Origin of the sequence: Cohnella hongkongensis, from assembly GCF_042654645.1 — a bacterium.
Classification (GTDB): Bacteria; Bacillota; Bacilli; order Paenibacillales; family Paenibacillaceae; genus Cohnella; species Cohnella hongkongensis.
In genome coordinates this window covers 36,880-55,582 of record NZ_JBHSEP010000015.1, presented here as the reverse complement: position 1 = coordinate 55,582, position 18,703 = coordinate 36,880, and the positions used below count along the sequence as shown (strand labels likewise).

23 protein-coding genes are annotated in these 18,703 nt (G+C 44.3%); 17 read left to right on the top strand and 6 right to left on the bottom strand.

All coding sequences use genetic code 11. The features are described 5' to 3' along the window. Nucleotides 1–41: 41 nt before the first annotated feature. Complete coding sequence (locus ACFO3S_RS18720) at nucleotides 42–380, bottom strand: helix-turn-helix domain-containing protein (protein WP_378099228.1); 339 nt, start codon at nucleotides 378–380, stop codon at nucleotides 42–44. 199 nt (nucleotides 381–579) lie between these two features. Continuing rightward, nucleotides 580–1,014 carry an RNA polymerase sigma factor gene (locus ACFO3S_RS18715; RefSeq protein ID WP_378099223.1) on the bottom strand — a complete coding sequence of 145 codons (435 nt, stop codon included), beginning with the start codon at nucleotides 1,012–1,014 and terminating at the stop codon, nucleotides 580–582. 870 nt (nucleotides 1,015–1,884) lie between these two features. Between ACFO3S_RS18715 and ACFO3S_RS18710 the strand changes: the two genes are divergently transcribed. The 12 genes from ACFO3S_RS18710 (at nucleotide 1,885) to ACFO3S_RS18655 (ending at nucleotide 11,527) form a co-directional block, all read left to right on the top strand. Further along, a complete protein-coding gene (locus ACFO3S_RS18710; RefSeq protein ID WP_378099221.1) occupies nucleotides 1,885–2,307 on the top strand; it encodes an RNA polymerase sigma factor in 423 nt (140 codons plus the stop codon). A 750-nt stretch (nucleotides 2,308–3,057) separates the two neighbouring features. Continuing rightward, nucleotides 3,058–3,204 (top strand): hypothetical protein, encoded by a 147-nt coding sequence (locus ACFO3S_RS18705; RefSeq protein ID WP_378099219.1) that lies wholly within the window; start codon nucleotides 3,058–3,060, stop codon nucleotides 3,202–3,204. Nucleotides 3,205–3,413: 209 nt separating this feature from the next. Then, on the top strand, nucleotides 3,414–3,893 hold the full coding sequence (locus ACFO3S_RS18700; RefSeq protein ID WP_378099217.1) for a hypothetical protein: 480 nt from the start codon (nucleotides 3,414–3,416) through the stop codon (nucleotides 3,891–3,893). Nucleotides 3,894–4,111: 218 nt separating this feature from the next. Then, complete coding sequence (locus ACFO3S_RS18695; RefSeq protein ID WP_378099215.1) at nucleotides 4,112–4,399, top strand: hypothetical protein; 288 nt, start codon at nucleotides 4,112–4,114, stop codon at nucleotides 4,397–4,399. Nucleotides 4,400–5,511: 1,112 nt separating this feature from the next. Next, nucleotides 5,512–5,781 carry a metal-sensitive transcriptional regulator gene (locus tag ACFO3S_RS18690; protein WP_378099213.1) on the top strand — a complete coding sequence of 90 codons (270 nt, stop codon included), beginning with the start codon at nucleotides 5,512–5,514 and terminating at the stop codon, nucleotides 5,779–5,781. 99 nt (nucleotides 5,782–5,880) lie between these two features. Further along, nucleotides 5,881–6,258, top strand: a complete 378-nt coding sequence (locus ACFO3S_RS18685) for a rhodanese-like domain-containing protein (protein WP_378099211.1) — start codon at nucleotides 5,881–5,883, stop codon at nucleotides 6,256–6,258. A gap of 52 nt (nucleotides 6,259–6,310) precedes the next feature. Continuing rightward, nucleotides 6,311–7,993 (top strand): FAD-dependent oxidoreductase, encoded by a 1,683-nt coding sequence (locus ACFO3S_RS18680; protein ID WP_378099210.1) that lies wholly within the window; start codon nucleotides 6,311–6,313, stop codon nucleotides 7,991–7,993. A gap of 85 nt (nucleotides 7,994–8,078) precedes the next feature. After that, nucleotides 8,079–8,396, top strand: a complete 318-nt coding sequence (gene trxA, locus ACFO3S_RS18675; protein WP_378099208.1) for a thioredoxin — start codon at nucleotides 8,079–8,081, stop codon at nucleotides 8,394–8,396. Between the two features lie 35 nt (nucleotides 8,397–8,431). Continuing rightward, nucleotides 8,432–8,920, top strand: a complete 489-nt coding sequence (locus tag ACFO3S_RS18670; protein ID WP_378099206.1) for an OsmC family protein — start codon at nucleotides 8,432–8,434, stop codon at nucleotides 8,918–8,920. 228 nt (nucleotides 8,921–9,148) lie between these two features. Beyond that, entirely contained in the window at nucleotides 9,149–9,835 is a 687-nt protein-coding gene (locus ACFO3S_RS18665; protein ID WP_378099204.1) for a response regulator transcription factor, read from the top strand. Beyond that, complete coding sequence (locus ACFO3S_RS18660) at nucleotides 9,825–10,913, top strand: sensor histidine kinase (protein ID WP_378099202.1); 1,089 nt, start codon at nucleotides 9,825–9,827, stop codon at nucleotides 10,911–10,913. The genes ACFO3S_RS18665 and ACFO3S_RS18660 overlap by 11 nt, the downstream gene beginning before the upstream one ends. Before the next feature lie 14 nt (nucleotides 10,914–10,927). Next, on the top strand, nucleotides 10,928–11,527 hold the full coding sequence (locus ACFO3S_RS18655) for a class I SAM-dependent methyltransferase (RefSeq protein WP_378099200.1): 600 nt from the start codon (nucleotides 10,928–10,930) through the stop codon (nucleotides 11,525–11,527). Nucleotides 11,528–11,608: 81 nt separating this feature from the next. On the opposite strand, the gene ACFO3S_RS18650 is transcribed toward ACFO3S_RS18655, so the two are convergent. After that, entirely contained in the window at nucleotides 11,609–12,328 is a 720-nt protein-coding gene (locus tag ACFO3S_RS18650; RefSeq protein WP_378099198.1) for a class A sortase, read from the bottom strand. Nucleotides 12,329–12,905: 577 nt separating this feature from the next. Then, nucleotides 12,906–13,661, bottom strand: a complete 756-nt coding sequence (locus ACFO3S_RS18645) for a C40 family peptidase (protein WP_378099196.1) — start codon at nucleotides 13,659–13,661, stop codon at nucleotides 12,906–12,908. Between the two features lie 167 nt (nucleotides 13,662–13,828). Between ACFO3S_RS18645 and ACFO3S_RS18640 the strand changes: the two genes are divergently transcribed. The 5 genes from ACFO3S_RS18640 to ACFO3S_RS18620 are packed head-to-tail and all read left to right on the top strand — an operon-like array spanning nucleotide 13,829 to nucleotide 17,126. Next, nucleotides 13,829–14,509, top strand: coding sequence for a hypothetical protein (locus tag ACFO3S_RS18640; protein WP_378099195.1), 681 nt, complete (start codon nucleotides 13,829–13,831; stop codon nucleotides 14,507–14,509). Next, nucleotides 14,502–15,224 carry a cytochrome c biogenesis CcdA family protein gene (locus tag ACFO3S_RS18635; RefSeq protein ID WP_378099193.1) on the top strand — a complete coding sequence of 241 codons (723 nt, stop codon included), beginning with the start codon at nucleotides 14,502–14,504 and terminating at the stop codon, nucleotides 15,222–15,224. The genes ACFO3S_RS18640 and ACFO3S_RS18635 overlap by 8 nt, the downstream gene beginning before the upstream one ends. Nucleotides 15,225–15,242: 18 nt before the next feature. Further along, complete coding sequence (locus ACFO3S_RS18630) at nucleotides 15,243–15,800, top strand: TlpA disulfide reductase family protein (protein ID WP_378099191.1); 558 nt, start codon at nucleotides 15,243–15,245, stop codon at nucleotides 15,798–15,800. 18 nt (nucleotides 15,801–15,818) lie between these two features. Continuing rightward, complete coding sequence (locus tag ACFO3S_RS18625; protein WP_378099189.1) at nucleotides 15,819–16,484, top strand: hypothetical protein; 666 nt, start codon at nucleotides 15,819–15,821, stop codon at nucleotides 16,482–16,484. A 45-nt stretch (nucleotides 16,485–16,529) separates the two neighbouring features. Beyond that, on the top strand, nucleotides 16,530–17,126 hold the full coding sequence (locus tag ACFO3S_RS18620; RefSeq protein WP_378099188.1) for a carboxymuconolactone decarboxylase family protein: 597 nt from the start codon (nucleotides 16,530–16,532) through the stop codon (nucleotides 17,124–17,126). Between the two features lie 130 nt (nucleotides 17,127–17,256). On the opposite strand, the gene ACFO3S_RS18615 is transcribed toward ACFO3S_RS18620, so the two are convergent. Next, nucleotides 17,257–17,643, bottom strand: coding sequence for a hypothetical protein (locus ACFO3S_RS18615; protein WP_378099186.1), 387 nt, complete (start codon nucleotides 17,641–17,643; stop codon nucleotides 17,257–17,259). Between the two features lie 578 nt (nucleotides 17,644–18,221). Beyond that, a complete protein-coding gene (locus ACFO3S_RS18610) occupies nucleotides 18,222–18,656 on the bottom strand; it encodes an Lrp/AsnC family transcriptional regulator (protein ID WP_378099184.1) in 435 nt (144 codons plus the stop codon). Nucleotides 18,657–18,703 lie beyond the last annotated feature (47 nt).

Here is an 18,703-nt window from a genome sequence, read left to right as displayed (position 1 = left end):
AAGGAGCGGCAAGATAGATGCTGCTCCTTTAGCTCACACGATTAATCGCTGTCTCCCTCGGTCAACAGCGCCTTCAAAATACGGTGAGCTTGGCGCTGTCGGGCTTCGTCCTGCTGCAAGAGCAGCAGCACACTCTCCCATATCCAAGGATTCTCTTGCAGGCTGCCTGCTTGGTCGCCAAACAGGTCATGGACAGACATATGTAAACCGGAAGCAATTTTTTCAATCGTATTCAGTTTGACATTGATTTCGCCGCGTTCCACTTGGGCAAGGTAGCTGCCAGCCATGCCAATGCGCTCGCCTAACTGCTCTTGTGTCAAATGATGAGCCATTCGATGCAGGCGAATTCTGGCCCCTACAATTTGCGCAAACGTAGCCATACCATACCACAACCTCTCTATTAAAAGTGTAGACTACACTTCAAGAGGGGTGGAGAGTCTTAAGACTATAGTTGTAAACACAAATTATAGTTTTAGGGGATAATGGATTATACGAGGCAGGATGAAATCGCAAAGGGGAGGAACTCGGCACTCAGCCGAGGCTCCTCCCCTGATATTGTTCAATCAAGTATTCATGCGCTTAACCAAACAGAGCTTGGCGAATCGTGAGCTTGATCTTTTTTCGCAAGCGATAGATGCGCGTCGTAACAGCCGTTTTCGACAGGCTGTATTTCTGGCTGAGCGCGTGTACGGAGAGGCGTTCCTTGAAGTAATCGACATACAATTCTGTTTCCACGCGACTGAGCTTCTGTAAGACATGCTGAGCTAGGCTGTCCATGTTCAAGGTGGCGATTAAAACTTCGTACAATTCAAAGCTGTTGGCGGTTAATTGATTGGCGATGCTATCGCTGATCGGAATTTCGTATTTTCGTCGTCGATAAAGCTTTCGGAACAGAGTGTTCACTTGATTCCGTGCGGTCTTGTACAGCCAGCCCGCAAGATTGGGATGAGCTTGCAAGGTCGCGATATTTACTTGAACCTGCACAAAGGTGTTTTGCGCACATTCCTCGGCCATCTCGACGGCTGCCCCCGTGTTAACCTCTTGCAGTAGTTCAAAATGCGGGTGAAATACCTGCGAAACACATCCACAAAAAACGTTTCATGACTCCCGAGATTCATCAAAATCGCGCCCTCCTTCTAATTTCAGGTACACAGACAACGATGAATGGAACGGAGCGGCTGGGCAACGTGATCGTAGGCTGCTTTTGTTAATCCCCCCCTTTTATGAACAGCTATGTATACAAGCAGCAAGCAGACACAGAGAGTCTTCCCGCTGTTGCATCTTCAACCATCCCCTCCATCATTCAACTGGTTCCAAAGGCATTGCTTATCCCGCAACGGATGGCTTTCGACGAGCAGATTCTCCCGGGAAATGGTATCGAATCCCGGTCGTTTTGTCATGAATTGACGTTTTTTTGATGCAATATGTGATTTTACGACTAGATAGCGACATGTTGTATAAGGGAATTTTACCCTAATTTTAAATCTTCGACCAATGGTTCTTTTGGACTAACTTATTCAGTTGGAGTAGAGCAGGCTGGAGGTTTTGAACATCCATCATTTGCATTCCGGCTAGCGCCAGGACAACTTGAGACAAGCAATCACAGCGGTGCTGCCTTGCGGGCAGGAGCTGATAGATATGCGATGTCCTCGAATGTACGATAGCGTGATTTCTTCCCCCTGTCTTGCTTCTGGTAGTGGGAAGTTTGCTTTCCCGCGACAATCGGCTATACGCGGAATGAAATATGTGTTAGCCGGAACCTCTCAAGCGAGAGGTTCTTTTTGTCTGCCAGAACATCGAAGGAAGCGATGGCCAGGCAGCAGGGGTTGCCGCTCCCCGCCTCCGGTTTGGTTTTGCGAAAAAACCAAACCGGAGGCGAACAAAATGAAGGTAAAAATCAACCTGCGTGAAATCTATCCCTTCTACCAAACCGATATTTGGGTGGAGGTTGAAGAAGAGATGGCTCGCGAGCTGCGACAGTTTGACTTGGATGAAAGCGCGTACATTTTAAGGAGATATCGAAATCGAGCGTATTTCTCCCTGGATCGGGAAGATGGAATTGAGCAAGAAGCCTTGCTCAGTCCGGCTTCCCCGGAAGAACTGCTGCTGCAAAAGGCTTCCAGTGAAGAGTTATACAAAGCCTTGTGCCAATTGCCGAGCAAATGGGTTCAACGCATTTATGCGCATTATATGTTGGGCATGAGCAAAGTTGCGATAGCGCGGTCGGAGCAGATTGATGAAAGTACCGTTCGTAAATCGATTGAAAGAGGGCTCCGGCAATTAGAACGGATTTTGGAAATGAAATAATCTCGTTTTAAGCACTGCAAGGATGCGCAGTAATGAGCTTTCGCCGCGCATCCATGGTTTTTCGATATTTCTCACTTTGGAGAAATATCTGTTGTAGATATGAAACAAAAGGGTTTGTTCAATTTCTTTTTTTCAAAAAAATCGTTAGATTTTTTGGGGAATCATCGTCTTTTATTATTATGGTCAGTTTCTTGCAACAATCATGATGTGATGGATGCATACAAGTATCTTTCGTTTCTCAATTGTCATATAGAAATGGGTAGACAAATACATGGACATGCAAGACAAAGAGGTATTTCGTAGTGGCAACAATTTCGCCGTGAATACATCTCTGAATAATTGAAACCGATTAGGAAGATATTTGTGATTCGATCCATCACCGGAGCTATCCCTGATTCCTCGTGCTATAATGTTAATGGCATCTTTTTCACAGTAACAAAACAATGCAACGCGTCTTCTTGGAATCGCGATGTACAACGGGCCGCTGTATGCAACAGGGGGAAAACAATTGGCCATTCCAAAATGCGACTGGATAAGTTCAGCTTCTTTACATGGCGTGCACGGATAATTCCACAATTGTGATTTATTGGATAATGACAAGCGGACAGATGTATATCAATACGTTGATGTATACGCAGAGAATTTGGGGATTTCACCTACGATGCTTTTTACGATGCCTATGGCGAGGCAAACGCACTACTCCATTCTCGCGTATTTGTAAACGAATAAAAAATTGGGAGATTCGTATTCATGGGAGCTATTCGGAATAAAGCGGTATGGATGTATATTGCTTTAATAACTTCGCTTCCAGGTGTGTATGTTTTTCATGCGGGTAATGGCTTTGCAAAATTGTTTGTCGTTTCCCCGGTTCTTTTTCTGGTGACTGCGATTGTGTAGCAAATCCGCCAAAGAAACTTTTCCTCATAAATCAGCAAGCTTTTCATTGTGGAGTCGGGGGTCCCCGGCTTTTTTATTTTGGGAATGTCATCGGAATCTGGTACTGCCAAGACGTAGAGATCAAGACTCTTTTCAGAGGAACCCGTCAGGAAATTAAGGAAACGGTCGTTATATAGATGGAGGCTAATTTGAAGGAGGGTTCACTAATTGTGAAAAAGTTAGTTGTATTTCGCTTTCTGCTTGTGACGTTGATTCTGGCGCTGATGATGCCTGCCGCCTTTGCTCAAGCGGATCAGGGAACACCACTGGCTAAAACCGCGCCGCCCCCGAACGATTTTTCGATTTTGACGGTGTTCGATCCGGATTATCTCTATTTGGAAAATGGCCGGCCGTACATATTTAGTGATGGCGACAACAAAGTGAGGATTGCGGGGGATACCCTGGGAACGATCCGGGTTGATGAAATCGGCGTAATGCTCACCTTGCAGCGCTGGACGGGCAGCGCATGGATTGATGTCTTTTTCGGAGGAAGTGTAACTGACACTGATTCGGCGTACATCTATTCATCTAATAGTAATTTAGAGGTGGAGTCCGGGTATTACTATCGCACAAAGTCTTACCATTGGATTGAAGAAGGGTCAACTACCGAAGATGGTTATCGCTACTCCAATAACTATCTTGTTCCGTGATACGAAAACAGAAGCGAAAGGTTCCCCTCTCCGTTCGCTTCTGTTTATTGTAACGATTCAGCTATGCGTATAATGTCCTGCTCATTCAGTTTGCCGGAAATCGACACTTTCACGTTACCTTTCAACCATTCCATAGTCCCCCAGGAATAAACGATTGTGTTGACGGAAAAGAAACACATGGAATCTTAGCTTTGGCAGTGAGAAAAGGGAATTTTTCCATGTCCATAAAGATCGACAATGGAAAAGTGATTCCACAAAATGTGAGAACGGACGCCAACAATTTACTAAGGAAAGGCCAGTATCCTATTTCAGATATTCATATTGATTCGCCCGAAGCCGTAAAAGAAGCTATTGAAGAACTGGATATGCGGCCGGGAAACCCTGAAATACCGGATGACTGGATCAAAGGGTATCATTTTACGATCAGCGGATATCTTACTGACCCCAACTCTTACGAAACACAATGGCTTCTAAGAGTGACGGGCATCTCACCAAATTTCTCCTAACAGCAAGAATGAAAGCTTGAGAATGAGCGTATTCTATGATGTCAAAACAGGCGAAATATTGAACGCTACCGAGATGACTGGCTATGACAAGGAGGATGGACGTTCTCTGTGGAGAGATGTTGAGCCTAAGCGTTGAAGACGTCAGGCAATAAGTGAATATTGGGACGCAACGAAAAGGAGCAGCTGCCAAATGGCATGCTGCTCCTTTTCGGCTCGCGAAGCAAATCCTATGGCGTGCAGCGTTGCTCCGGGAAATAGCTTCCCGAATTTTGCGTCTCATAAAGCATACTATTTCATTTCAGCCGTGTACACTACATGATCCTTATAGAAAATGACCGCGTGGTCTTTGAGAAATTGGTGTTGTTTTTAGTTCCTTCGCATGTGGTGAAGGCTAAGATGCGATGCTGGTTTTTCAGTGGTTTTACTTTTATAGTGTTTTTTGTGAACAGATTTCCGGTGTCATATCAGTGTAACATGGCTCCCTTATGATGAACTTGTCATTTGGTAAGAGAGTGCCTTCATTACGGCTGCACCTCGGATCTATTTCTGGACCGAAGAAGCTGCAACGTTCGCATACGGCTTGGAATAAATAGATTTCTACGCTGAGTGGCGTTATCGATGCTTGGAGCATGGCGTACGCTTGTCAGAACCCGGATTGTTTGCATACAGGCGTTCGTATAAATCGGCTGAAGCGGAAATGCTCAGCATGAAGCACTCGTCCTACGGCTATGACGTGCTACTCTGGTTATCTAGCTAAGCCTCAAACATCACATGAAGGTGAGCGAATTGACAGATGCCCTGAACGCTCGAGGCATCTAAACAAGCGAACCCTAACAAGCGAACGCCGCACACAAAATCTGTGTGAGCGGTATCAAGTTCTATTCGCGGCTAGTCTCGATGATTCACGTTCGCTAAACTCGCGGAAACGACGGAGCAAAACGGCGGCATCGTCTTATCCATGGATGGTTGAATAAGTAATACCCGTATGATAAAGATAATAAGAACTTAGATTCCTAATCATGTATGACCTGTTCGGGCCATTGTAATTCATTTAATTCTGCTTTATAATAATACCCATACCGGTATATCTATAAAGAGGGAGAATATTATCCATGGATATTAACTACACGGAAGAAATGAAAGCACGTTTGCGCCGAGTTGAAGGACAGGTGCGAGGCGTGCTTCGCCTGATGGAGGAAGGGAAGCCGTGCAAAGAAGTTGTGGCGCAACTTTCTGCAGTTCGCAACGCCTCAGACAAAGCGATTGCCCATATCGTCGCAGAAAATCTGCATCAGTGTGTCTTGGCAGAATTGGCATCCGGCAACCCAGATACGGGGAAAACAATCAAAGAAGCCATCGAATTGCTCGTGAAAAGCCGTTAAGAGAACAAATGGTTGAAGCGAACAAGATTATTTTAAAAATGGAACTATGACGTTTAGAACTAGCTAAAAGAAACGGCGTACGGAAGGAGGAGAAAACTCGTGGACACAGGTATATTTATCGCGGTGGTTGCTTTACTGATCCTGTTCATTTATTCACGGCTTAAGCCTGTCAAAGGGTTAAACACATTAAGCGCTGACGAGTTCCGAACTGAACTGGGGAAGGATCGGATGCTGATCGATGTCCGCGAGCCGTACGAGTATAAGGTGGGATTCATTCCTGGTGCGAAAAATTTCCCACTGTCCCAGTTGCAAGGACGATTGAAAGAAATTCCGACGGATCGTCCAATCCTTCTTTACTGCCGGAGCGGTGTACGAAGCAAGACGGCCGCGCGCCTATTGCTGAAGAATGGGTATACCGACCTCACTCATTTGCAAGGCGGAATGAACAGTTGGAATGGCAAATCTGCAAGAGTATAGGTAATGGCGGATGTCACATGAAGAATCATTAGTAACTTGGGGAGGATAACTCATGAGTAAGAGGGTGGTCATCATCGGCGGTGTCGCTGGCGGTGCTTCAGCGGCGGCCAGACTGCGCCGATTGGATGAATATGCACATATCATCATGTTTGAGAGAGACGAACATATTTCTTTTGCTAACTGCGGCTTGCCATATTATATAGGTGATTCTATCAAAGAGCGCTCAAAATTGCTCATTCAGACGCCTGAAGCGATGCATCGCCGCTTTAATCTCGATATTCGGACAGAGAGTGAAGTAATGAGTATAGATGCTGTCGCTAAAACCGTACGCGTGAAGAGCAAGGAACGGGGGATTTACGACGAAAGCTATGACTACCTGATTTTGTCGCCAGGCGCGAAACCTGTTCGACCTGCCTTGCCTGGTATTGAAAGTAGCAAAATTTATACATTACGCAATGTAGCCGACACGGACCGTATTAAACAAAGCGTAACGGCATCGCATACGAAGTCGGCCATTGTCATTGGTGGCGGATTCATCGGGGTGGAAATGGCCGAAAACCTCAAACAACTCGGACTTAATGTCACCTTGGTGGAAGCCGGGTCACAGCTTCTGACGCCTTTCGATATCGAGATGTCCAATGTTCTAGCCCAAGAATTAGAACGACATGGCGTGAAACTTTTGTTCTCCGACAGTGTGCAGTCATTCAAGGAAACAGGCCGACAGATCCAGGTTGAAATGGAAAGCGGAAAATCGTTGGTCAGTGACTTGGTCATTCTGGCGATTGGCGTTATGCCCGACACTGCCTTTCTAAAGGATAGTGGGTTGGAACTCACTCCGAAAGGGCACATCATAGTTAATGAAAAGTTGGAGACGAATCTGGAAGGCGTGTATGCCGTCGGGGATGCGGTCCAAGTCGTTGACTTCGTGAATGGAGATCAAACCGTTATTCCTTTGGCCGGTCCCGCCAACAAACAAGGGCGGATAGCGGCGGATAACGTTTGCGGCTTGGGTACGACCTATAAAGGTTCACAAGGAACAACAATTATTAAAGTGTTTGGGCAGACGGGAGCAGCCACCGGCAATAATGAGAAGACCTTGAAGCGGCTCGGTATCCCTTATCACGTAACTTATGTTCATCCTAGCTCTCATGCATCTTATTATCCTGGGGCGACTCCTCTTACCATCAAGTTGCTTTTTGATGATAAAGGCCGCGTATTGGGAGCTCAAGCGGTAGGATCTAAGGGGATAGACAAGCGCATTGACGACATCGCAACCGTTATTCGCTTCCGGGGCACCGTGAACGATTTGAGCGAGCTTGAGCTTGCTTATGCACCACCGTATTCTTCCGCCAAAGACCCGGTTAATATGGCGGGCTATACGGCGGAAAACATACTTGCCGGCCGAACTCAAGTTTTCGTTCCCGAAGATTTAAGGTTGATTGACCCTGAAAAAACAATGCTGGTGGACGTTCGTACGGAGATTGAACATAACAGGGGCCATATCCCCGGCTCCGTTCATATCCCTGTCGATGAGCTTCGCAGTCGCTTGAACGAATTGGATTCTGAAAAAGAGATTTGGGTATATTGCCAGATTGGCTTAAGGGGATATACCGCATCCCGGATTCTAATGCAGAAAGGAATCAGGGTGCGGAATTTGGTTGGCGGCTACAAGACCTATGAAATGTTCACTTACACGCCATCTGGCAGCAAAAGTGCGGATCTCGCCAGCCACTGATAATGCCAAGAAAAGATGACGGCAACTGTACTGACTAAAAACAGGATGAAGAGGCAAGAATCTAACGAAAAAGGAGGAACCTCTTATGTCTGCTAAAGAACTTACAGGAGATTCGTTTAGCAATGAGATTCAATCCGGCGTGACGCTGATCGATTTTTGGGCCCCTTGGTGTGGTCCTTGTAAAGTCCAATTGCCTATTGTGGAGGAATTGGCGAATGAAATGAACGGGCGGGCGGTTGTCGCCAAGGTTAACGTCGATGAAGAAGTTGATTTGGCAGGGCAGTTGGGGATCACTGGAATTCCGACGCTTATTCTGTTCAAAGACGGCAACATTGTTGAGAAGTTGGTAGGGTTGCGTTCAAAGCAAGAATTGAAAGCAAAAATTGATGCTTTACTTGCCTAAAGTACAATGAAAAATAAAAAAAGGAGAAAATACAAATGGCTGAATCAAAAACGATTGTAAATACAGTTTGGTATAGGGACGCAAAAGGTGATGGGAGAATTAAAGCGAATAAACTAAAGACAAAAATTGCGATTCCCGAACCTTTAGGAGGCAGTGGCGAAGGAGCGAATCCCAAGGAAATGCTTGTTTCATCGGCAGTATCCTGTTATATCATGACGCTTACGTATATTCTGCAAACGATGAAACTGCCTGTTATCGGATTAATCATGAACTCGGAAGCAACCAATTCCAAAGAAGAATTTAAAATTGTCCATTATCCTCGAATTATATTGTCCGCAGATGCTACTGAAGAGCAGTCTCAATCCGCAAATGAAGCACTGGTGGTCGCAGATCAACGGTGCGAAGTCGGGAACTTGCTGAAAAAAGCAGGTGTTCAAATACAGATTGATGGAAAAGTATCGCTTGTATCGGAGGATGATATCATTAGTAAGTACGTGGAAGAGTACGAATTGGACTGGAGCTAACACAGGATCTATTAGATTTATTCGATAGAAATCCAAATTGAGTTTTAGAATATTACACTACCGTGTTTTATGAATAGGATGCAAGATATTACTACGATGCAGTCCGAATGATGGCTTTTCTCATTCGGGCTGCTATTCATATTAAACAATCTTTTTGTTCTTTAACGTATCTTAACAAAAGGATGCTATTCTCGAACATGCGATCATGAATTGGGGGATGTTTTAGGAATGAAGGGAAAAACGATCCTGATTGTTGAGGATGATCCGAAAATACGCCAGCTGCTAAAAATATATCTCGAAAAAGAAGGATACGAAATCATGCTCGCGGCCGACGGACTAGAAGGCATGGATGTCTTTGAAAAACTCGACCCCTGTTTTGTCATTATGGATCTCATGCTTCCGTATAAAAGCGGGGAAGAGCTTTGTCAGTGGATTCGTTCCGATATGAAGAGCGATACGCCGATTGTGATGCTGACGGCCAAAGTGTCGGAGGAGGAACGTATTCGGGGATTGCGCTTGGGAGCGGATGATTACGTCACCAAACCGTTCAGCCCGCGCGAAGTTGTGGCCAGGGTCGAAACCGTCTTACGCAGAACTGCGAATCGTTGCAGCAAAATCAGTTACAAAGGCTTAACGATAAAACCGCTTAGAGGGGAAGTCAAGTTTAACGGTGAACCTGTTTTTCTAACGATGCATGAATTTAAGCTGTTATATTTTCTGATGCGGCATCCCAATCAAATCTTGACAAGAGAACAAATCCTGCAGGAGTTGTATCCGAAAGAAGAACGTGCTGTCATTGATCGAACCGTCGATGTTCACATCAGCAAGCTACGGGAAAAGATCGAAGCCCTTCAGGGAGCTCCCCGATTTATCGAAACGATCAGAGGAATGGGGTATCGATTTGATGCATATTAAGCGATGGATGTTTTGGCAGGAACGCCTGACAATGAAGCTTATTTTTGTTAATGGATTGGTCATTGCGGTTGTCATTTGGCTCGCAGGCGTTTCGGTTAAAGATTTCGCTTGTTTGGTTGTAGGGCAATATGAGTTGGTCGGGGAGGGAAAAAGCGGTTTCTTCAACGAGACAATGGATGTTTATTTATGGAGAGCAAGTATTTTGGCTACACTATTTGCCGCCATTATTCACTATGTCTTTATCCGAAATGTACTTTCCCCTTTAAAACAGCTCACAAAGTCCACGCAGCTTATGATGGAAGGACACTATCCTGAACCCGTTCCGCCGGAATCTGGCGATGAAATCGGTCGGCTTACCCGACATTTCAATGAACTTGCCAAAACATTGCAGCGAACGGAAGAAAACCGGAAACGTCTATTTAGTCATATATCTCATGAATTGCGAACTCCCTTGAGTAACTTAAACGGTTATTTGGAGGCGCTGTCCAGTGGAGTTTTGAAAGGCAATCGGGAACTGTATCAATCCTTGCTTGAAGAATCCCAATACCTAACCCGGCTGGTGGAACAGCTTCATGAACTGACGGTCTGGGAAGCAAGAAGGAATAGCAGTTTGGTTCTAGAAGAAGTCAACATCCATGAACAGCTGCAGCAATCGATCCAGTCCTTTCAACTGGAAAGCGAAAAAAGAGGCATCTCATTGAACGTCTCTATAGAGGAAGGGATCATTATCGGTGAGGAGGATGGAATCAAGCAGGTCATGAACAATTTGCTGCAAAATGCATTCATGTACAATAAAGGGAAAGAGATCGGGGTCACGGGAAAGCGCGAACAGTCTATGTACCGGATCACGGTCTCCAATCGGGGAGAACCTATTCCGGAGGAAATGCGCGATTTGGTATTTGAACGCTTCTACCGCGTCGATCCGTCAAGGCATCGGGAACAAACCCGATATGGTACGGGGCTGGGGCTCTCGATTGTGAAGGAAATTGTGGAACGGTTCGGCGGACAAGTCGGGCTTGAATCGAGTGGGGATATGCATCATTTCGAGGTTCAGTTTCCTTTAAACAATAAAAAGTAAAGGTGGTTCATCTGATGACAGAGCGTCGCTTTAACCCTGAGCATATGAAAAAATTAGACAATCCGGAGCGGAGAAAGGTATTGCCTCCTGAGCAATTATTAAAGTTGCTGGAAATCGGGGATCACGATGTCATACTGGATTTGGGGGCAGGGATCGGTTATTTTACCCTGCCTGTTGCGAAGCTTACTAAAGGTAAAGTCTATGCTTTGGATGTCGCACCGCAGATGCTGCAATATTTGGGGAAGCGTGCAAAAGAGGAGCAACTGGACAATATTGAATTATTGGAAGGGCAAATTGAAGGGATTCCGCTTGCCGGACAAACCGTTGATCATGCGATTGCTTCATTCGTCTTGCATGAAGTAGAACCTTTGAAAAAAGGGCTTCAGGAAATCAGAAGAGTATTAAAGCCGGGCGGAACAGTTTTATGCATTGAATGGGAGAAGAAGCAAACGGAACATGGACCTCCACTCCATCATCGCATAGATTCTAACGAGCTTATGGATGAGTTGCTAGGACAAGGGTTTGCAATTAAAAAACGAACCTCTCCTTCCGATCAGCATTATCTGATTATAGCAAAGGTTAATGAAGAAAACGGAAAAAAACGGAATATGTGAGCAAAACAAGACCCGGTACCCCAAATGTAAGATTCATCTTCGTTTGAGTGTACCGGATTTTTATGATGGTCTGATACAGAACTACAGCGGTTGGAAGGCATCGTATATTTCTTGTTCTGCATCAACGTATTCCATCACTTCCGTAAGCTCGCCAGTGACAATAAGTCGATCCGAGCCGTCCCAGCTATAACAACTGACGAGTGTTAATAGCGTTTTATTTTCTACGTCTTCAATTACATCTACTCTCTCCGGCATAACAACCTCTCGTTGGACCATCGTGTATTTATATACTTTATTTTTATCGGTGATGTACAGCTCATCTCCTAATTCAACGTGCCTTAAAGAGCCGAACAATACATCGAGGTTTCGTGAATTATGTGCAGCGATGGCATAGTTTCCCTCCCCCATGACCTGATCTGGCTTCAGTGTGGCGCTAGCCACTTTCAAGTTTTCATTCGTAGCCCCATATAGAATAGGTAAATTGATATCTACGCTAGGGATGTAAATGCCTCCGATGACGTTTTCTGTTTGGATCGTGGCCCCAACATCCAAGGCACCCAAGTTCTCGACTTCCGAAAAATCGAAGTTTCGGGTTATCGTCTCATCACTCTGTGAGTTTAATTCGACTACATTCTGTTGGATTCCCTCCGCACCTAGGTTTGTTTCATACATTTTCGCCAGGTGCCTAGGGGTTATCCAATAATTCACGATGGGATCATATAAAATTAAGGCTGCTCCAACAATGATTAGCACAATTGAACTTATGGAATACCATCGATTGGCAATTTTATTTTTGGCCATAGTAAATTCCTTTCCTATTGAACAGGTTACATGTACTGCACTGCTTATGTTTCGGACATATTGTGGCTCATGGATCACCTCCTATTCTTCATCATCGTACTTGGAGAATGTTAAGAATCGATAAAGATGCAGGATAAGAAATGGATTACTGGGCCTATAGATAAGGATTGCCACGTGTTTTACTGTCTTTATTAGAACTTAACATAGAGCCGGTACAGTAAACGAAGATCATTGGAAGGATAGATGGAAATGTCATCTCAGTACCGGAGTTTAGTCTACGCCATTTTAATCCAAACTTATTTCGATTTAAAAACAAAGGCCAGAAAAGGAGGGCAGAACTTCCAAAGCCAGCATGATGCGTATGCCTTCTTGAAGACCGATTGGTTTGAGACGTTATGTACAGCGGTTGATCTCGATCCTTCTTTCGTAAGGAAGAAAATGCTTCAGGCCTCCGCTAACACTCGCAAACGGCACTTTTATGGTTAAAACAACAAAGAGCAAAAGGAACATGACTGCTCCTTTTGCTCCCTCTAGAGGTGGTATTTCTCTCTTTAAACTCGCTTATTCACTGTATTTGCTAGAGAACATTACCGCCAAATACAAACCGATACTCCCAGTGTTTGCCTTCAATGCTGTCGATTCTTACCCCGCCGGATTTTTCGGAATACGTGTGCAAAATCTTTCCATTCCCCAAATAAATGCCGTTATGACTAATGCGTTCAGCGGATTTATTAATTCCGGAATAATTCGATTTTTTGCTTCCCTTATACGACATAAAGAACATAATGTCTCCGGGTTTCAAGTCCCGCCAATTCGTTGATATTTCCCCGATTTCTTTTACATACGTGGCTTGTGTCCTGGAATTGCCGGGAAGGATAATTCCTGCTCCGTCTTTAAAGGCTTGTCGAACAAAGTCTGAGCAGTCGAAAGTTTTGGTATTGGAACGACTAGATCCGAATTTGTATGGGGTACCTAAATATCTCATACCGGCTTCAATGACATCCTTGGCCGTTCCGGTAGTCGTTTGTTCGGTTTCGTCGGAAGAGGCGTCACTTGCGGATATGTATCGGCTTTGGGTGGTGACATAACCGATCTTCCCTTGACGATCTTGAACTTTGTACCAGTAAGCGTTCATGCGTTCTAAAATTTTTACCTGCTCGCCTGCCCGAAAATAACGAATCCGTTCGCCGCTCAGAGAAGGCTTGTCCCGAAAATTGACGCTTTTTACGATGACAGCATCATTGCTTGCCACAGCAGCGGCGTCATGTCCGGTGAAAATCGTTCCGGCAATGAGAGTCGGTACCAACAGAGCGGCGATTAGTTTCTTCTTCATAAATTCTACTCCTCCTTGATTTTTTTCCGCAACGGATAATATAGAATTGCGGTCATATTCAAGGCTATCACACGAGATGTGGTGAACATGGATGTACATTTTACCAGTTGCTTAATCATTTCTTTAAAATACCGCGTTATTGTCTTTTGTGAGGGGGGTGAATTCCATTGCACAATATTCAAATCGGTTCATTTGTCTTGAACGGACAACTTATTCTGCATTTAAGCTTTGGAGCAGCAGGTTGGCTGATGTTACGTTATCGCCTTCGAAACATGACGGAATGGCGGACCATTTTGTCCGTTGTAACCAACGCATTCTGGCTGTGGATGATCGTTTGGAAGGCGAGTTTCCTGATCTTTTATCCGGTAGAGGCCATCCAGCGGCCCGCTGCGCTCCTTTATTTTGATGGCGGGGAGCGCGGGGAATGGGTAGCAACCATGGTTGCTGCACTCTATGTCTGGAGGAAAGCTGTAAAGTTGAATATTCTTATCCCATCATGGGCGGACATTTTGACAGTATTTCTATTGGCGGGATGGTCGGCTTACCAGATGTTGTTGTTCATCATCGAAAGGGAGCCTGGTTGGTTTCACGGAGCAAGCTCCATATTATCCACGGCACTTCTTATCACTCTCTTGTTTTCTTCGAAAGGATCGGATTTGCCGCAATGGTCGGTTTATGCTGCCTGGTTTTCCATTGGACATGTCATACTTTGGTTTTGGGTTTCTGATCGCCCTATTTGGTTTTTATCCTTCAGCAAACAACAGATTATTTTTCTTTTTGTGGCTATGGTTTTGACCGGATGGGGCCAGTTGAAAGAAAGGAAGCAAAGAGGAGGTTTCCATGAATAATATTTCGATTTTTGCAGCTTTGGCTGCAGGGGTATTATCTTTCTTATCCCCATGTGTGTTTCCGCTCATTCCGGCTTATATCTCCCATCTGACCGGCTCATCCGTTCAGGATGGCAAATTGCTCGTACACCGGGGAAAGCTGATGGTTCTGTCTTTGTTTTTTATTGCCGGTTTTAGTCTCGTTTTTATCGCGATGGGGGCATCGGCAAGCTTTGTTGGCCGTTTTTTTGCTGAAGAACGTGATTTAATCCAAAAAATAAGCGGCCTTTTGATTATTATATTTGGCTTGCAAATGGCAGGAATTTTAAATATCCGATTATTAGCGTCCGGTAAAACATGGGATATTCAATCGAAGAAAAGCCGCGGAGCTATTCGTTCGCTACTTACTGGCATCGCTTTTGGCGCAGGTTGGAGTCCTTGTATCGGCTTGGCATTATCGTCGATTCTGCTTCTGGCTGGGTCTGCTGAAACGTTGTGGAACGGGGTTGGTCTACTTACCGTGTATTCACTGGGAATGGGCTTGCCGTTTCTGCTGATCTCATGGTTGTTAACGTACTCGCTGAAGTTGATGAAAAAAATGAATCGATGGATTCCTATTCTTTCCAAAGGGAATGGCTGGCTACTTATTGGACTTGGACTTTTGTTGTTTACCGGACAACTGCAGAAAATTAGCGCTTGGCTGGCCCAATATACGTTTTGGGAGATGACCTTTTAACGAGAGGAGACGAATCAAATGAAAAAAAGCATCATCGCTGTACTTGTTTTGATCGGGCTCATCGCTTACGGTGCCTATGATTATTTAAAAAAGTCGCCTACAGAGACTACAGAGATTGCAAAATCGGGGACTGAAGAATTAGAGACGGGGACTCAGAAGGGGCAATTGGCACCGGACTTTGCGCTTACAGATTTGCAGGGGAATCCAGTTAAATTGTCTGATTTTAAGGGGAAGAGAGTGCTGCTCAATTTTTGGGCAACCTGGTGTCCGCCGTGCCGGGTGGAAATGCCCCATATGCAAAAATTTTATGAAGATTACCAAGAAGAAGACGTGGTGATCCTGGGGGTTAACATGACGCTTACCGAGAAAAATCCAGATGGGGTTCAAACATTTGTGAACGATGAACAGCTTACGTTTCCCATCGTGTTAGACGAGGAAGGAGAAGTGATGCAAGACTACCAAGTTGTTGCTTATCCTACGACTTACTTGCTGGACTCGAAAGGAGTAATCCGGGAAACGTTTAGGGGAGCGATAAATTACGAAATCATGGAAAAGTATGTTTCCCAAATTAAATAAGAGAGGAATGGTGTCTGGATGAGTGTATCCGTAAAGAAACTGATCCTATTCACAGTATCCGCTTGTCCGATAGGCCGTACCATGCATACGGTCATCAATGAATTGTTAGACCGTCAAAAAGACCTTGCCTATGAAAGGGTCTATTTGGATATAAATCATGAAGAGACCAACCGGTATCGCGTAAAAGTTAATCCGACCACGATCTTTTTGGATGGTAATGACGTTGAAGTTTACCGTATGGAAGGCTTTAAAGAAACGGATGAAATTCGCCTATTGATTCGTCAAGTAGAAGAAGGACTGCTGCGAACGGAAGCACCGCATGAAGAAAACCGGGAGATTACCGAAACCTACACGATTTATTTGTTCAAGAACGGCAATCCTGTTCCGGTAGAAACTACCGTGATCAACAAAACTTCCGTGAAAGCGCCCAGAATAACCGCGATTCAACAATTGTTGCTCAGTCGGTCTGAAGGTTTCGATAATCCTTTTCCAATAGATACTTCACTTGATCAAGTTTCCTTTCATCACGATACCTGCGTTATAACGTTTCGCTCAACAACTGAAGTGAGGAAACATGATGTCGATCGGATGAAGAGATTGCTCGTCTGCACGATGAGGGCTTACGGGATCTCTGAAATCAAAGTAGAGTGGACATCCATGGAAAAAAGAAATAGCGGAGTATAAGAGAACTGAGTGTTTGAGCTGATACTAGCAGGGGGGGATATAACAGTGGAACAGAAATTATATAAAAAAATATATGGCGTTAAAGAGTTTTATGTTGCACTTTATAAAGGCTTAAGAACATTCAAATATATGAACAGAAGTAAAAAGAAAAACAAGATGTCGTCTCATTTTATTGAAAGAATTATGTTGGCTGTAACCGAAGTGAATGGATGTGAAGTTTGTTCATACGCTCATACAAAAATCGCACTTGCGCAAGGAATGAGCGATGAGGAAATTAAAATGCTTCTAACAGGGCTCACTGAAGGGATTCCTGACCATGAAATGACGGCTATCGTTTTTGCGCAGCATTATGCGGATTCGAGGGGGAATCCATCCAAAGAGGCATGGGATCGTATCGTCACAGCATATGGGACAGAAAAAGCAAGGGGGATACTGGGCGCTATTCGCATGATCATGATCGGGAATATTTATGGTATTGCAATTAGTGCATTTAGAAGCCGTCTAAAAGGCAAGAAAATTGAAAAGACTAGCCTGTTGTATGAAATCAGGATGATTATAAGTATAATAATTCTCTTACCGGTTGCTCTGATCCACGGTTTCGTCTCAAATTTGTTCAATGTCCCCGTGATTGATTTCGGCTAATTCATTTTTATAGAGTCAGAACCCTGATTTAACATTTCATTATAGGATGCTCTTGATGTGGTGCACTCACGGTGATACAGTGCTATATTTTTTGAACGACGGAAGAAAGTAAAAGGTGTAAATTAGTTGATTATTTTAAGGTCCAATACCTTTTGAAAATCATATCAAGCAACCAGATTCCTACTGCTGTGAAAAGCGCGGGATAAATGAAAAGTGGTATATTCAAAGTATCATCGTTTTGGATGAACAAGTATACCACGAGCATGCCAAAGCAAAGATGTATCACCAAACCCATCAAGAAATAGAGATTATTTGGCAACTTTTTAATGAATCCATCAGCAACAAATGAGCAGGGAAGGCCAATTAATAAACCGTAGCCAACTACGTAAAGTGTTATAATTGGAAAAAGATCAATTCTGTTGGGCTTATAAGCAAAAAAAGACAAGACAAAGGCAATAATCAAGGCAGTAATAAGACACGCCAATGCCTTACTGATAATTCTTTTGAGCAATAGCATGTATTAGTCCCCCTTCTTAAGGAATAGGTTTACTGCAAGCTATCTCATTCATATTATACGTACTGGCTACAGACAATTGGGCTAACAATACTAGGGGGCGAATCTTTCGCGTCCCTCTTTTTATTTTGCTTGGCTTGTGCTGTCTCAAAAAGCATGCTTATTAAATGACTGCTCCGCTGGAAAAGCGATAGATGTCATCGATCGCTCCATCCGTGAAGATGTCGTGGTCGACCTCGGTAAACGCCAGGTGACGACGGATGTTGTCAACGGTCTAGGCGCGATCGTAGTGCGGCAGCTTGCACTGCAGATCGATGCGCTGACGGATCGCCGCATACGACAGAAGATTCAGGCGATCCTAAAGCTCGCTTTGACCGAAAAGTACCATGGGACTCTGCCGCATCAAATTTTGAAATTGAACAGGAAGTGGACTTCTTCCAACATCTTGCGAACTAGCAGATGTGCCTCGTCCACCACGCGACCAACTGCAGCCGATTAATCCCGCCATGAGCTCGATATCGCGATATAGTTACCGCTTAGCGTCTCCGCTGTAAAACTTATGACACCGATCAGCCAGCCTATCATGCCAGCGGACTATTTTGTTTCATTTTTTGTATGGACAGATTCAAACTATAGTTTCCATGATCAAGGAGTTTATTTAGGAATAGATTTAACTGATCTTGGGATGAAACCTTTATTGTTAGATGAAAGCAGCCTTCTCCAGATATACGGTGGGCTTCAATAACCTCATCTCGTCCATTTATGAAATGGATAAACGCATCGTGATTTGGTGTCTTCATTTTTATGATAACAAACGCTGTAAGCGTAAGCCCCAATTTTATTTCATCGACAATTAGTGAGTAGGCTTTAATTACACCGCTTTCCTCAAGTTTTTTGATACGATTTCCGACGGCTTGACCCGTCATATGAATTTGTTCCCCTAATTCTTTCCATTGCATGCGTGAATTTTCGACTAGTAACCGAAGAATCTGATAATCAATTTGATCAAGTTCCATACAAAATCCTTTCACCATGAAATAAATGAATACAAAAGCGTTTCATC

Bases quoted from the DNA above. Each gene is read 5' to 3' on its own strand.
- ACFO3S_RS18690 (WP_378099213.1), top strand. From the start codon at position 5,512: ATGGATATTAACTACACGGAAGAAATGAAAGCACGTTTGCGCCGAGTT.
- ACFO3S_RS18645 (WP_378099196.1), bottom strand. From the start codon at position 13,661: ATGAAGAAGAAACTAATCGCCGCTCTGTTGGTACCGACTCTCATTGCC.
- ACFO3S_RS18630 (WP_378099191.1), top strand. From the start codon at position 15,243: ATGAAAAAAAGCATCATCGCTGTACTTGTTTTGATCGGGCTCATCGCT.
- trxA (WP_378099208.1), top strand. From the start codon at position 8,079: ATGTCTGCTAAAGAACTTACAGGAGATTCGTTTAGCAATGAGATTCAA.
- ACFO3S_RS18625 (WP_378099189.1), top strand. From the start codon at position 15,819: ATGAGTGTATCCGTAAAGAAACTGATCCTATTCACAGTATCCGCTTGT.
- ACFO3S_RS18665 (WP_378099204.1), top strand. From the start codon at position 9,149: ATGAAGGGAAAAACGATCCTGATTGTTGAGGATGATCCGAAAATACGC.
- ACFO3S_RS18720 (WP_378099228.1), bottom strand. From the start codon at position 380: ATGGCTACGTTTGCGCAAATTGTAGGGGCCAGAATTCGCCTGCATCGA.
- ACFO3S_RS18660 (WP_378099202.1), top strand. From the start codon at position 9,825: ATGCATATTAAGCGATGGATGTTTTGGCAGGAACGCCTGACAATGAAG.
- ACFO3S_RS18650 (WP_378099198.1), bottom strand. From the start codon at position 12,328: ATGGCCAAAAATAAAATTGCCAATCGATGGTATTCCATAAGTTCAATT.
- ACFO3S_RS18670 (WP_378099206.1), top strand. From the start codon at position 8,432: ATGGCTGAATCAAAAACGATTGTAAATACAGTTTGGTATAGGGACGCA.
- ACFO3S_RS18635 (WP_378099193.1), top strand. From the start codon at position 14,502: ATGAATAATATTTCGATTTTTGCAGCTTTGGCTGCAGGGGTATTATCT.
- ACFO3S_RS18610 (WP_378099184.1), bottom strand. From the start codon at position 18,656: ATGGAACTTGATCAAATTGATTATCAGATTCTTCGGTTACTAGTCGAA.
- ACFO3S_RS18710 (WP_378099221.1), top strand. From the start codon at position 1,885: ATGAAGGTAAAAATCAACCTGCGTGAAATCTATCCCTTCTACCAAACC.
- ACFO3S_RS18705 (WP_378099219.1), top strand. From the start codon at position 3,058: ATGGGAGCTATTCGGAATAAAGCGGTATGGATGTATATTGCTTTAATA.
- ACFO3S_RS18615 (WP_378099186.1), bottom strand. From the start codon at position 17,643: ATGCTATTGCTCAAAAGAATTATCAGTAAGGCATTGGCGTGTCTTATT.
- ACFO3S_RS18655 (WP_378099200.1), top strand. From the start codon at position 10,928: ATGACAGAGCGTCGCTTTAACCCTGAGCATATGAAAAAATTAGACAAT.
- ACFO3S_RS18715 (WP_378099223.1), bottom strand. From the start codon at position 1,014: ATGGCCGAGGAATGTGCGCAAAACACCTTTGTGCAGGTTCAAGTAAAT.
- ACFO3S_RS18695 (WP_378099215.1), top strand. From the start codon at position 4,112: ATGTCCATAAAGATCGACAATGGAAAAGTGATTCCACAAAATGTGAGA.
- ACFO3S_RS18680 (WP_378099210.1), top strand. From the start codon at position 6,311: ATGAGTAAGAGGGTGGTCATCATCGGCGGTGTCGCTGGCGGTGCTTCA.